This window comes from Thalassobacillus sp. C254 (assembly GCF_001310615.1).
Map to the genome: position 1 here is coordinate 15041 of NZ_BAXQ01000035.1, position 13917 is coordinate 28957.

General features: G+C 44.7%; 11 protein-coding genes and 1 pseudogene. 9 read left to right on the forward strand and 3 right to left on the reverse strand.

Going from position 1 to position 13917, the window contains the following annotated elements; all coding sequences use genetic code 11:
* Positions 1-9: 9 nt before the first annotated feature.
* The 4 genes and pseudogenes from JCM19033_RS20245 (at position 10) to JCM19033_RS20260 (ending at position 2159) form a co-directional block, all read left to right on the forward strand.
* Positions 10-795 (forward strand): cell wall-binding repeat-containing protein, encoded by a 786-nt coding sequence (locus JCM19033_RS20245; RefSeq protein ID WP_054637686.1) that lies wholly within the window; start codon positions 10-12, stop codon positions 793-795.
* Positions 796-799: 4 nt separating this feature from the next.
* Positions 800-1098, forward strand: a pseudogene (locus JCM19033_RS20250) (cell wall-binding repeat-containing protein); the annotation flags it as partial.
* A 69-nt stretch (positions 1099-1167) separates the two neighbouring features.
* Entirely contained in the window at positions 1168-1977 is an 810-nt protein-coding gene (locus JCM19033_RS20255) for a cell wall-binding repeat-containing protein (protein WP_269758443.1), read from the forward strand.
* The gene (locus tag JCM19033_RS20260; protein WP_157050000.1) at positions 1974-2159 is read left to right on the forward strand and encodes a hypothetical protein; all 186 of its coding nucleotides are present in this window, start codon (positions 1974-1976) and stop codon (positions 2157-2159) included. The genes JCM19033_RS20255 and JCM19033_RS20260 overlap by 4 nt, the downstream gene beginning before the upstream one ends.
* Before the next feature lie 450 nt (positions 2160-2609).
* On the opposite strand, the gene JCM19033_RS20265 is transcribed toward JCM19033_RS20260, so the two are convergent.
* The 3 genes from JCM19033_RS20265 to JCM19033_RS20275 form a co-directional block, all read right to left on the reverse strand.
* On the reverse strand, positions 2610-4565 hold the full coding sequence (locus JCM19033_RS20265) for a cell wall-binding repeat-containing protein (protein ID WP_054637690.1): 1956 nt from the start codon (positions 4563-4565) through the stop codon (positions 2610-2612).
* A 133-nt stretch (positions 4566-4698) separates the two neighbouring features.
* Entirely contained in the window at positions 4699-5838 is a 1140-nt protein-coding gene (locus JCM19033_RS20270; RefSeq protein ID WP_054637691.1) for a cell wall-binding repeat-containing protein, read from the reverse strand.
* A complete protein-coding gene (locus JCM19033_RS20275) occupies positions 5816-6943 on the reverse strand; it encodes a SpoIID/LytB domain-containing protein (RefSeq protein ID WP_054637692.1) in 1128 nt (375 codons plus the stop codon). Before JCM19033_RS20275 ends, JCM19033_RS20270 begins: the two co-directional genes overlap by 23 nt.
* 164 nt (positions 6944-7107) lie before the next feature.
* Here JCM19033_RS20275 and JCM19033_RS20280 point away from each other — a divergent pair, with 164 nt between their 5' ends.
* From JCM19033_RS20280 to JCM19033_RS20300, 5 genes are all read left to right on the forward strand, one after another.
* The gene (locus tag JCM19033_RS20280; RefSeq protein WP_157050001.1) at positions 7108-9075 is read left to right on the forward strand and encodes a hypothetical protein; all 1968 of its coding nucleotides are present in this window, start codon (positions 7108-7110) and stop codon (positions 9073-9075) included.
* Between the two features lie 167 nt (positions 9076-9242).
* A complete protein-coding gene (locus tag JCM19033_RS20285) occupies positions 9243-10151 on the forward strand; it encodes a glycosyltransferase family 4 protein (protein WP_198153596.1) in 909 nt (302 codons plus the stop codon).
* Positions 10152-10304: 153 nt separating this feature from the next.
* Positions 10305-11525, forward strand: a complete 1221-nt coding sequence (locus tag JCM19033_RS20290) for a glycosyltransferase family 4 protein (RefSeq protein WP_054637695.1) — start codon at positions 10305-10307, stop codon at positions 11523-11525.
* 57 nt (positions 11526-11582) lie between these two features.
* Entirely contained in the window at positions 11583-12647 is a 1065-nt protein-coding gene (locus JCM19033_RS20295; RefSeq protein WP_054637696.1) for a glycosyltransferase family 4 protein, read from the forward strand.
* Positions 12648-12763: 116 nt separating this feature from the next.
* Positions 12764-13840: a glycosyltransferase family 4 protein gene (locus tag JCM19033_RS20300; protein WP_054637697.1), complete on the forward strand. Its 1077-nt coding sequence runs from the start codon at positions 12764-12766 to the stop codon at positions 13838-13840.
* The last annotated feature ends 77 nt before the right edge of the window (positions 13841-13917 follow it).

Below are 13917 nucleotides of genomic sequence, written 5' to 3' on the forward strand. Positions count from 1 at the left end.
AACGCACCGATGCTGCTCACAAGGTCAAGTCGAATTAGTCCAGAAACCTTGGAGGTCCTTGAGGAACTTGCCGTTGATCACGTTGTGCTCTTAGGAGGGCCAAACGCTATATCCCCAGCAGTTGAAACGGCTATCCAAAGAAAAGGATATACTACACACCGACTGGCCGGAGACAATCGTTACGAAACAGCCGTTCACATTAATAAGGAGTTAGGAAAGAAAACGAATAAAGTTATTATTGCTTCTGGTGAAAACTTTCCAGACGCTTTATCAGTAGCACCATACGCAAGTAAGGAGGGGATTCCCATTCTCCTTGTTCGAAGAAATGTCATTCCAGAAAGCACGAAATCCTATTTAGCCGAACTGAACCCATCTGAAACGATAGTCATTGGAGGTCCAAACGCCATCTCTGAACAGGTGGTCAGCAGTCTTCCCAATCCTGTTAGAATTGCGGGAAGCAACCGTTTTGAGACATCCATTAAAGTACACGATTACTTCAAAGGTTCAAGTAAAGAGCTGCTGTTTGCATCGGGAGGAAATTTCCCAGACGCATTGTCTGGTGCTGCCTATGCTGCCAAACATAACAAGAGCATGCTCCTCGTAAGAAAGGAAAGAGCAACGCCTGAAACGGAACAGTATATTAAAAGCAGAGCAGGCACAGGAATGCAGTATGAAATCCTGGGAGGACCTAAGGCGATTTCACCATCAAAGGCATGGAAGCTGGATCGATTGATGGGCAATCCTTCTCCTGCAAAAGAACACACTCAGGATCCAATAATTAAGAAAGCAGGATAAATAAATGAAAAATCGTTTTAGTATAACAGTAGTAATAATCAGTATTTTACTGGGGATAGGTGGATTTCTCTCTTTAGAAGCGGAGGCCAAAGAGAGCCATAGAATATATGGCGACAACCGTTTTGAAACAGCTGTGGAAATATCCAAGGAACACTGGGAGACTAGCCGGAAAGTAGTTCTTACGCAGGGTGGCAATTTCCCCGATGCCTGGCAGGAGCTTCTCTTGCCTATAAACAGCAAGCCCCGATCCTCCTGACAAGAAGAAGTACATTACCTCCAGAAACGAAAAAAGAAATTCAGCGCCTGGGGGCAGAGGAAGTTATCATCCTGGGAGGCCCACTGGCGGTCTCAAATGACATAGAAAATGAATTAATACATAGTACAGGAGTTTCGGTTACAAGAGTCAGCGGAGATAACAGGATGGAAACAGCTGAATCAATTGCTGATAGATTAGGAAAATATGAAAAAGCTATACTTGTAAACGGCAGCAACTTTCCAGATGCCCTATCCATTGCCCCGATTGCTGCAGAGGCAGGGTATCCCATCCTTCTCACCAGTGACGGAAAAAGGGTGACCAAAGGCACTGAAAACAAACTCAATAAAGCAGAAGAGGTTATCGTGATAGGTGGTCCTTCCGTTGTCTCCGAAGAGCTGCGAAGACAGTTTTCAGCAACCCGTATCAGCGGAAGTAACCGGTATGAAACAGCCGCGGAAGTCATTAAGGAATTTCACCAGGATAATGGAAATATATTCATTGCTACTGGAACAGACTTTGCTGACGCGTTAACAGGATCAGCGGCCGCAGCAAAACAAAAGGGCGTTACCCTTCTCTCTGCACAAGATAGCTTTCCGTCGGCAAGCAGGAAGGTTTTACATGAAACACCTAAGATTCATACTACCTTTCTTGGTGGGCCGAATGCCTTGTCAGAAAGAGTAGTAAGTGAAGTAGAAAGCTTTCCATCCTATCAAACAAAAGAACAGGGAGGAGAAACAGTCATCTACTATTCTCCTCACCCTGATGATGAAATACTAACCATGGGCGTGGGAATAGCGAATGACTTGTACTACGGCCGTGATGTTCATGTCATCCTGTTAACGCAAGGCAGAGCATCCGGAACTTACCAAAGAGTCTTAGCGGATCATCCAGCCTTACTCCTCAAGAGTTCGGGCAATCCAGAGTGATGGAGTTTGTAGATGCGATGGAAAGACTGGGACTTCCTGAAAGCAACTATGAAATCTATGACTTTGAGGATGGGCAGCTTCAAGTGGATGAGGTAAAGGAAGTAGTTAGGAAATATGAGGAAAGGTACTCTGGGCCTATCATAAGACTTTTTCGTATTATGATCCCCACCGGGACCATGTAGCTGCAGGAATAGCAGTCAATGAATTATATATCGACAAGGAAATAGAGAAAGCCGAATTTCACATTTCCTCTTACCAGTTTCAAAATGTAAGTGGGATTAACCTTCCTGTTTACGACAGGGAACGAGTCATAGGTGCAGCTCACGCTTACATGTACTTATCGCCCAGAGAAGGACGTTACTCAGTGGGGTACTCCTCAGTTCCCCATTGGTTTGACCGGTTAATTAAGAGACCGCAGGGGAAGGTGCACGGTCCTAATCAATAATTTCATGGGTCTTCAGCTCTTGCTTTTCCCTCAGGCGTCTGATGTTAACCAACTTAATGACAGTGGGATCAGCCTATGATCTATTTTCTCCAAAAAAATAGCAAAAAAGGTGCCGATTATCATATGAAGATAATCGGCACCTTTTTCTTTCATGAGAATGTTTAGTTTCTAGGCTGACGGTGGAAATCTAAGATTCCTTGATAAAGAGCATTCGCAGCATCATCTCTAACTGATTCGTTTTCATTCGGTTGGCTTCAGCAGCGTTTGTTACAAAGCCAAGCTCTGCAAGGACTGCAGGCATTTCAGAGTTCAGAAGAACGGCAAAACCAGTGTTGATAAAGGACAAGGAACGATCTTCTTTCGCGCCTCTGTCATTTGTCTGGAGAAGATAAATCATACGGCTTTGCACTTTCTCAGCCAGCTCTTTACTCTGTGCAGGCTCATGGCGGTGATTCCAGTAGGTCTCAGTTCCGTGGGCTGCAGAACCGGCAGCATTGGCGTGAATGCTGATAAACGAATGAGCATTTCTATCATTTGCTATTTTAGAACGGTTGCTTAAGGAGACGAATGTATCAGTGTTTCGCGTCATCACCACAGTGGCACCGGCGTCTTTCAGCAGCTTTTCTAAACGAAGGCCCACATCAAGAACAAGCTCTTTTTCTTGTAGGCCGTTCGCTACTGCTCCAGGGTCACTTCCTCCGTGGCCCGGGTCAACAGCAATGACATGGCCGCGCAGGAGGTTGTTTTTACCGTCAATGTTCAAGTAGAAGGAATGGACAAAGGCTTTTTGACCTTCATAACGAATTTCGGCCCAGTCCCCGTCAAATGAGTAAATATCTACGGAAGATCCGTTTCTTAAACTTCCCAGGCTGCTTCCATTAGGCGTTCTTCTTACGTTTAACGTAGAGGCGGCAACTTTTGCATTTGCCACAATCCCATCAGAAGGTTCAGAGCCTGAATCTCCAGGGGATGTTGTTTGTACATTTAAAAAGTTAGAAGAAACGTAAGCTTTTTGCCCGTTATAACGGATTTCAGCCCAGCTTCCTTCATAGGAATAAATAGAAACCTGACTTCCGTTAGGAAGAGAGCCAATAATTGTACCGCTTGGAGTACTTCTCACATTTAAGGAGCTGGCAGTTACTGTAGCTTCAGCAATCGCATCTTCAGATTCAGGTTCAGGTTCAGGGCTCGGAGCTGGAGCCGGAGTAGATGATCCTCCGTTGCCAAGGACTGAGTCAGGCAGCGCGTGAGGGCCTCCAAGGGCAAAAAGAGTACCAGTCCTGCTGTTTAAATAATTTTGTACTTCACTTCGTGCACTTGAATGATGGCTAAGCACCACGGGAGCATTACGCTTGTGTGAAAGACTGGCCGCTGCCACAGCATCCGGATAGTCTTCTCTGTCATTGCTCACAGAGGTTCCTCTTACGACAATGGTGTCATTTGAAAAAGAATAATGCTCCAGGGCTTTTAAGTTGGTTTCAAAGCGATTGTCCCCGGCAATTCTATTTACTTGAATTCCCTGCTGTGTTAAAGAGTTTTCAAGACTTGTACTGATCGCTTGAGGACCTCCAAGAATAGTTACATTTCTAACAGAGCTTGGAAGCTCTGTACGCAGGTGATCGGCATTAGCCAGATAAATAGGAATGTTATTATTGGCTGCAATGCTTGATGCTGAAAGAGCATCAGCAATGGTGACCCCATTTACCAGAAGGGCAGACTGGCTGCTGCCAAGGCCTGCTTTTTTGTTAATTTCCAAGGCGGTTTCAGATCGATTGCTGCCTTCTATGCGTTCTACCGTGTACCCATGTTGTCTAATACCGGAGACAACGGTGCTGCTGATCGCATCTTCTCCACCCAGCACATACACTGTACGGGCGTTTAATCTTTGTAATTCATTAATGGTTTGAGAGTCCACCCGATTTGGGTAAGTAAGAAGGATAGGAGCATCTTTTTCTCTAGAAAGACTTGAACTGGCTAGTGCATCGGCAGGCACGTCAGCTCGAGCGAGAATGACAGCTCTTTCCCCTGAGAGGCCATTTGGCCACCCTTCTTTTGAAATTTCTATCGCAGTGTCTATCCTGTTGTCACCAGCTAATCTCTTAATCTCACCGTTGGCTTCCGCGTAATGGGTGTTTCCAGCCAAAAGCGAGAGGAGAACGATAAATATAATTCCAGCATGGAAGGGGTTTGCGCATTTCTTTCCTCCTTTTCGTGAACACGAATCGATAAATTTACATATCTGTTTACAAGCATGGTTTGTCCTAAGGTAAAAAATCTTACCTTACTAGACTTTCAATTTGTTCTCTGGCAGAAGAATGAATGGCATGGTTTCCGCCAAGGTAATAAAGGCTGTTAATCTGACTGCTTTGGTTTCTAAGATACGTAGAAATGACTTCAGGAACCTGATTGCTTCTCGTTAATAAAATTGGTGCTCCTTCTTTGGCAGCAAGAGGGGAACCGGATAGTGCGTCGGCATAATCATCGCCTCTGGCAAAGAAGATTTTTTCTGGAGAAAGGTCCCACTGTTCTACGATTTTGATTGCTGTTTCAAAACGGTTATCCCCGGCCACCCGTGTAACTGTTGGTGCCAAGCTTTTCACTTCGTTCTCTATAGAGGACGAAATGGCATTGGGGCCGCCAATGATAAAGACTTCCTGAATACTGTTCTTTTCAATATAGCGACTGACTTCTTTGTTTACATTGCTGCGGTTGGCCGTGTAGAGAATAGGAATTTGTTCCGTGCCTGCTACAGTTGCAATCGTAAGAGCGTCAGGTGAAGCATTGACTCCTGAACTGTCACTGCCTGCGGTTAATATCAGTTTATTAGAAGAACTGCCTACTTCATTAGCAATCTTATATGCTGTTTCAAGCCTTGTATCTCCTGCCACTCGAGTAGTAGCAGCGATAGACTGAAGCTCTCTTTCAGCATTTTCAGATATTGCATTAGGACCACCTAGCACATAAATGTGCGATGGAGACAGCCTTTTAATCTCTTCGATTACTTCCTTTCGAACTCTCTTCGTTTCTGACAGCAAAAGAGGAGCATTATGCTTCTTGGCCAGAACATTTCCTGTCAGGGCATCCGCTGTGCGATCGCCGCGGCCTACAACGACAGTATCCACATCACCTGGGTTTTTCCAGCCGTATTGAGAGATTGCCACGCTTGTTTGGAAGCGGTTATCTCCTTCCAGGCTGGTGACTGAAAGAGGAGTAGAAGCTGTTTTTCCTTCAAGAGACGACCCGTCATAATAGAAAGCGAGAATGTCCTGATAGCTTTGTCCTGCTTTTGCTCGTTCGTTAGCTCCGTGCTGGCTTAGGCCGACACCGTGCCCGAATCCGTGACCGGAAATGACAATGTCATTGCTTCGATTTTGAACGTTTACGAGTGTACTTCTAAATTCCCCGGCACCCATCATAATCCGGAAAGTTCATTCTTTGGTTGATATTTTCTGTCATCACTCTAATGTTGTTATTAGAGTCGCGGACAAAGTTTCCTTTATTGTCCTTAGCAATAAAAGATACTCTTAAGGTTGCGTCTGTATGGCGTCCTCCGTCGTACCGGCTGTTTGATAGATTGAGAGATTCAATAGTTGTCAGTTTTATCTCGTAGCCTGAATACGCATTCCTGCCCTTTAGATGATTTTTAACCCCATTGACAAATGCTTTGCCGCTGTCTTTCTCTCTTACTTGCTGCCACCAATTTTCAGGCTTTTTTAAGTCGCGAGAAGAGAGGTCGATCTGGATCTTTTGGAGAGTTAAGCTCCAGGCGCTTTTGGGGTCATAAGGATCTTCTTTTACAGAAAAGTAAGGAAGAGGGCTGCTTGACCAGACGTTAGCATTTGATTCTGTCATTCCGCCATTACTGGAAGAATAAAAGGTTTCTACTGGTGTGCCGTTATACGTCAGGATTTCTCCTTTTGTAGAATCAACCGCCTCAGAGGTGTTAGGGTGCCAGTCATATCCGCCATATACCTGGTCGGACACCGTGTCAACTAACTCTCTGTTACTACGGCTTGGATGGCTTGCGAACGTACGGGCAGCTACGGTCTGGGCTTTAAGGGCCTCTTTGTGCCAGCTCGCAGGCATTTCTCTAGGAACGACACCTTTTAAGTAATCTTCAAGGGGCAGGGTATTTACAGGGCGTATGTACTGTCCATCGACACGAAATGTCATGCTGCCCAAGTATTTTCTCCCCTCTACCGTGGTATAATGATTGTAATCATACCGTTCGGGAGTAAGGGTGAATTCCGTTCCTAATTCCCTTATCTTGCTTGATCCTCTATACAGCACTAACTGGTTATGTTCCAGTTTCACTATATAGGACGATCCGCTGGTTAAAGAATCACTGTTTCCCGAAATGTTGTATGGATTGGATACTTGTATGTTTAGACTGTTTTTGTTTTGGATGTAATTGTGAAGTTGGACTGAGACGTTTTTTTCTTCAGCTAGTAATGAAGTAGGAATTGTGATAAGAGTACAAAATGCGACAAGCGAAACAATGAAAATACGAAAATACGGCAAAAACTTTCCTCCTTATACAAAATTTTCTTTGAATCATAGTTGATATTACCATATGCTAGAAGAATATTGAAGATATACACAGGAACATCATTAAATATGTACCAGGACTTAAGTCCAGGTACTTCTTATATATCGGGTAAACCACAGGGAGTGTGAAGAAAAAATTGTCAAAAAACAAAAATTTACAGCAGCCATGGTTACAAACAAGAGTAGGCGGAAATTACGTCCTGCTTGTAGGCGGCCGTTTTGAAGAGGGATTGAAGCTGGAAAAGAGTCCGAACGCTGATATTCTATTTGCCTCCCACTACCACACGTCTGCCTATTTTCATAGAATGTTGACCGAAGGCAAAGTGATGAAAACAGGCAACAAAGACCTATACGCTTTTTCCGGGAATTTCGACTTAAGTATATATAAAGAGAACCAATTCGACTCTGTGATCGTTGGAGAAGTTCCACGAGAACTTGATTATGCTGCGCTCCTTTCAGGAATACAAAGAGTCCTGAAACCAAGCGGGAAATTCATTTGGACAGAAGTGATTCCTTCCTACCCGACCTTTCCTGTGAAGGAAGGATACGGATTTATAGAGCGGTTTATCCAAATCCAAAAGTATTTCAAAAGGCGAGAGACGAAGTTTCTGACAGACGACAAGATTGGCTATGTAGGATGGAACAAAGAATCATCTGAGTACTCTAAAGACCTTGTCTATAAACTGGCGGTGAAGATTGGAATCGAAGAGTCTGAACGTTATTTTCGTCATCAGGAAAAAGCAGTCCAGGCTCTTAAGGAAGAGAACGAACAGCTGCGCTATTACTTGAACGCATTATTAGAAGACCACTCCAAACTGCTGGAGGCATACGAAACGGAAAGCACATTTTACAATCGAATGAGAAAGTCATTATATAAAGAAACCGTAAGCGAGCTTTCTGGAGATATTATCAAGAAAGCCGAAAAAGCTGCTGACACTTCGTCTGTGTCGATCGCATCTTCCACGGTACCTGTAAAAGGAAGCCGGCCTGACCAAAGGATGTTAAAGCTCACCCCCGCGCCTTCCATGAAGGAACAGCAAAAGACCATAGATAATTTCCTTGCGGCCTGCGGAACAGGCATGTACCGGGGGGTTATCGTAATGTACACTAATGAAGAATTTATAAAAGACAAGAGTGGCACACGAGTGAGTCAGCTTGCTCAAGCATTCTCCTCATTAGGCTGGGGAGTATTTTTCATTTATAAAGGGGAAAAGGAGAGCAAGCATTACCCTGTCTACGCGGGAGGAAACGTATTTCAAATAGAAGAAAAAGAAGCACTGGACATGCTGTTTCCAAGATTGCTTCAGCACACCTTTGCAGGCAGCATGCCTCAAGTGGTGGTAAATACAGCGGCTTCTACACATGCAGCTAAGTGGCTTAACCAATTTGCTGTACAGGGCTGGAGGACGTACTACCTGTGGGACAAGCCGGCAAAGGAACAATGGAAAGCAGAAGACTCTTTTCTTCTACATCAGTCCATGAAGACAATCACTTCAAGCGAAGAAAAAGCAGAAACACTGAAAAGGAAGGGAATATCCCAGCCGGTGGTGCTTCCCGATGGCATCGACTCTTCCTACTTTCAGCATCCTCGCAACAAAGTGAAGAGCGAGGAGCTGGTGATTGGCTGTGTCGAAGGAAATAAGGAGAGAATTGATTGGGAGTTTTTATTAGACCTAACTCGGAAATACAAGAATGTAACGATACACGCCGTTTCCTCAGACCGGCCGCAGCATGTGAAACAAGAAAAGAGAATTAAGTGGTACCGGCCGCGGGAGGAGCGGGACCTGGTGAACCTTGCGGCAAGGTGGTCTCTCGTTGGAGCTTTTTATGAAGACATGGTACAAAACGACCCCTTTACAGCTTTTCTCATATCCCTTGGCCTGCCTGTACTGGGCAATTTCCAGGAATCAGCCGAGGTTTTTCCGTGGGGAAAGTATTTAACCCTGGAAGAGGATATAGAGAAACAAATGAAAGAAGCAAGGGAGCAGGAGTTTCCATACTCCACATGGCATCAAAGAATTCAATTCAACAGCTGGGAAGCGAAAGCAGAGCATCTTGCCGGGCTGCAGGTTCAGAATCCTTTTCAGCCTGTTGTTGTGCAATAAAGAAGGTGAACGGTTTGAAGATTTTATATATCTACAGATATCTCCTGCTCGGAGGAGTCTGCACTCAGCTTGCAAATAGACTGGTGCACCTGAGCAAAAAGTGTGAAGTGCACTTTGCCTTTCTTAGAGATCACGGAGGGGAGACGGCTTTTCGGAAGCATCCACATGTGTATAAGCCAAAAACGGATGATGAATTAAAAGACCTTATCAACAAGAATAACTATGACCTCATCATCAATGTGGATACAGAAGAAGCCTATGAGGTCATTCATGCTTCTACCTTTCAAGGGAAAGTCATCCATGAAGTTCATGGGACTTCCAAAAGAATTGAATACTTGAAATGGCTTGATGTCTCGACAATCGATGCTCTGATTACTCCGACTCAATATGTCATGGATGTATTAAGGATGGAATACAACGTCTCAACGAGCATCCCGGCCTATGTTACGCCAAATTGCCTGGAGCTTGAACACTTCTATCCACGGAGCGTTTCAGCAGGCGGACAGCCCCGGGTTATGCTCTGGATTGGAAAGATTAACGACCATAAGAACTGGAGAGGATTTATCGAACTGGCTGCTGACTATACCGAAACCTATCCGGACAGTGAAATCTGGCTGGCAGGGGGAGAAACAGCAAGCCCCCGTCCTGTGAAAGAACTTCTTTCCTATGTAGAAGAGCACAAGCTAATGAACAAATGGCGCTGGCTTCCAAGAGTGGAATACGAGGCGATGCCTCACCTGTACTCGTTCGTAGCTCAAACAGGTGGGTTTACGATGAGCACCTCAACGAATGAATCCTTTGGAATGACCCTCATTGAAGCGCTTGCCTGTGAGTGCCCGGTCATTGCCCCAAACGTGGGAGGAATCCCTGAAGTACTGCAGGGGTCTCTTCAACGGGCCATGTACCAAGGGAATGATCTTCAAGAAGCGCTTTCTTTAGCGGGGAAAATGTCAGGAGACCAACAGTGGCGTAAGGCTCTCGCGAAAGAAGGCAGAGAGGAAGTTGCCTCAAGGTACGGGGTGGAGCCGGTGGTGGATCATTACTTCTCAACTCTCCAGACGATCCTGAATCAATAATCTCCGCTTTCACAAGAGGCCGTCTCATAGTAAAATAGAATAGAAATTCTAAGAGGATATACGGTCAAGCGAGAGGTGCATCAGATGCACCTCTTTTATGTGAATAAATAGAAGAAACAGCGCCAAGAGGATTGGAAGAAAGGGAATCAAACTATGAAAATTCTGTATCTCAGCCAGCACTTTCCGCCAGAAATTGGAGCAGCACAGGGAAGAGCGTACGATATGGCAAAAAACCTGGTAAAAGAAGGTCATGAGGTTACGGTCCTTACGACGTTTCCAAATCATGAAAAGAACCGTTCACTTTTTAAAAAAGAAACAAAAGAAGGCATAGAGGTTCGCCGTTCCTTTCGTTTTCAGGATACGAAAAAAAGCTCGAAAGCAAGACTTGCTAACTATTTTTCCTTTATGTTTTCAAGTATCATCAGCGGTTTATTGGTTAGAAAAACAGATGCCGTTTATGCCTCAAGCCCCCATTTGTTTACGGCAGCATCCGGATATATTCTCAGCCGCCTGCTCAGAAAGCCCTTTATTCTGGAAGTAAGGGACCTGTGGGTTGATTTTGCTAAAATTCTAAGCCAGTTTTCCAATCCGCTCCTGCTCAAATGGGCCAGAAAGCTGGAGAATTTCTTATATCAAAAGGCAGAACATATTATTACAGTTACCCATGGATACAAGGAACATTTGATCAAGCAAGGTGTAGATGGACGAAAGATCAATGTAGTCACAAACGGTGTAGATATAGAAGATATACAGTCGGCTGCCAGTGAAGAAAAGGAAGAGATTCGAAAAAAGCATGAGCTGGGAAATGACCTTGTTGTCTTATACGCAGGAAACATGGGAGCGGCCCAGGGACTTGATGTGGTGCTTGACGCTGCTAACATACTGGGACCAGAAGCAGAAGTAACGTTTTGCTTTATAGGAGAGGGAGTGGAGAAAGACCCGTTGAAGGCGAAAGCAGATTTCGAACACATCCCCAATCTCTTGTTTTTGGACAGTATGAATAAAGAAGAGCTTATGCCGTACTATCAGGCAGCTGATTTGTGCTTAGTCACCTTGAAAAACCACCCTCTTTTTCATATTACCATTCCTTCAAAAGTGTTTGATTGTATGGCAGCTGGAAAACCAGTCTTAATTGGAGTAGGGGGGGAAGCGACGGATATCGTGCTTGAAAATGAAGCTGGGATCGCCTTTGAACCTGGGAACGCAGAAGAACTTGCTGAAGCGGTGGACAAAGCGGTGAAGAATAGAGAGTGGATCAAGGAGCTTGAGAGCAACGTCACCGAAGTCGTGAAACAAAAGTATAACCGCAGGATACTTGCCAAGAAGCTGAGCGGTATTCTTGAGAACGTGGTAAAGGGTGAAAAAAATGACTAAAGCAGTGGTGCTCACAACCGTTCATCCGGCATACGACGGAAGAATTTATTATAAGCAGTGCAGAACCTTAATCGAGCAGGGTACGACGTAGAACTCATTGCCCCGGAACCGGAAGAGTACGAGGATCAAGAAGTACCTATTATTCCCCTCCCAAAAGCGGGCAGCAGGTTGTCACGTCTTCTTCTTTCCTTGAAAGCAGTAAAAGCTGCCAGAAAGCGGAAAGGGGATATTTATCATTTTCATGATCCAGAGCTTCTGCCTGCAGGTGTTCTCCTTCGGATCTTAACGAGAAAGCCTGTGATCTTTGATGTACATGAGCACTACCCAAATGCGATTATGAGCAAGCCCTACCTTTCAAAGCCTGTCAGAAAAATAATGAAAAAGGTATTTGAAGTAACGGAAAAGGTTATGCTTCCCTTTTTATCGGGTATAGTGGTGACGACGGAGGAAATCGGGGAGAGGTACAGGAAGTACAAGCATTGTAAAGTAGAGAATTATCCGTTAAATGAATTGTTTCCCGCTCCAGACCTTTCCAAGAAGGATGCGACTCAGCTCGTATATGTAGGGGGAATTACGGAAATCCGCGGAGCGGCAGAGCTTATTGAGGGCTTTGCCAAAGTAGTAAAGGCCCGTCCTGATGCTCACCTTACCTTTGTAGGGTTCTTTCAATCTGCTGAATTTGAGAAGAGGGTCATGGAGTTGATCAAATCTCTTGAAATAGAAGACCATGTTACCTTTACGGGAAAAGTATCCTACCAGAAGGTCCATGAATATTTGGAGCAATCATCCATTGGCTTGCTGCCTTACCTGCCGGTACCTAACCATGTCGTCTGTCTGCCGAATAAGCTCTTTGAATACATGGCCACCGGGCTGGCAGTGGTTTCCTCAGACTTTCCGAACTACCGAAAAGTAGTGACAGACTATCATACAGGCGAGCTGGTCAATCCAGAATCCCCGGAGGAAATCGCAGGTGGAATGCTGAAATTAATGGAAGATGAAAAAGAACTGAAAGAAATACAAAAACGGGCGCTTAAAGCCTTTGAAGAGTCATACAGCTGGAAGTCGGAAGGCAGGGTCCTTCTCCGATTTTATGAAGAACTGCTTTCAAAGCAGAAGAAATGAGAAAAAGCATAGTTGTATAAGATTATGGGAAAATAAAATAATCCTTGATTGTACCTGCCTTGCTGATATACTTAGTAATGGTACAATAAAGTATATTTTTAAGGAAGGTGTGGACGGTGGAGCCATTATATGAATATTTTATCGCTTTATTTATCGCCTTTATCGTCACGATAGCCACTACACCTTTAGTGAAGAAGCTTGCACTTAAAGGCGGATTTGTGGACCAGCCTTCTCAACGAAAAGTGCATGAAGATTCCATGCCGCGAATTGGCGGATTAGCGATCGCCTTTGGGGCCGTGGCCGGGCTGATCTATTTACAGCCTCCCTTTGAATTTTTCTGGCCTATTACGATCGGGGCACTTACGATACTCATTCTCGGCTTGATTGATGATAAATATACACTATCCCCAAGCAAAAAGCTGTTTGGGCAGATGGCTGCCGCAACCATTGTAGTGGCAGGCGGATTACAGATTGAATTTATTTCCTTGCCGTTTAACGGCTATATAGAGTTCGGAATATGGAGCTATCCTTTTACGATTCTGTGGATTCTTGCCATGGTAAATGCCATTAACTTAATTGACGGGTTAGACGGACTGGCAGCGGGTACGAGTTCAATTGCCTTAACGATTTTGTTTATGATGGCATTTATGGACGGGCAGATCCTTGCGGCAGCCCTTGCTATTGTCTTAGTGGGAAGCGGGCTTGGATTCTTAGTGTTCAACTTTCACCCTGCTAAGATCTTCATGGGTGACACAGGATCAATGTTTCTAGGGTACTCAATCTCAATTATTTCCATGGTCGGTTTATTTAAGAACCTGACACTCTTTACCTTGATCATCCCGATTATTATTCTGGCAGTGCCGATCTTTGATACGTTCTTTGCCATTATCCGCAGACTGCTGAACAAGCAGAAGATTTCCGCGCCAGATAAAGGACACCTGCACTACAGGCTTCTTGCTCTAGGTTTCAGCCATCGGACAACCGTATTAATCCTATACGGAGTCAGCATATTCTTTGGGGGAGCAGCGCTCGTCTTTTCAGAAACAGCGATATGGATGTCTATTCTAATCATTCTCTTTCTGGGATTGTTAACCCAGGTCATGGCAGAGTGGATTGGGATACTTGGAGAACGGAAGAAGCCGATCTTCAGCCTGGTGAAAAAGTTAAAAAAGAAAACATTGCTGAGGCAATAATAAAAAGGAAGCATTATCTGCTTAGGCAGTGATGCTTCCTTTTTCGTCGTGTATATAAAGGCAAAGCAAAAGGGGCT

Coding starts and splice junctions, on each gene's coding strand:
- JCM19033_RS20245 (WP_054637686.1), top strand. CDS start 10: ATGCTGCTCACAAGGTCAAGTCGAATTAGTCCAGAAACCTTGGAGGTC.
- JCM19033_RS20270 (WP_054637691.1), bottom strand. CDS start 5,838: ATGATGGGTGCCGGGGAATTTAGAAGTACACTCGTAAACGTTCAAAAT.
- JCM19033_RS20290 (WP_054637695.1), top strand. CDS start 10,305: ATGAAAATTCTGTATCTCAGCCAGCACTTTCCGCCAGAAATTGGAGCA.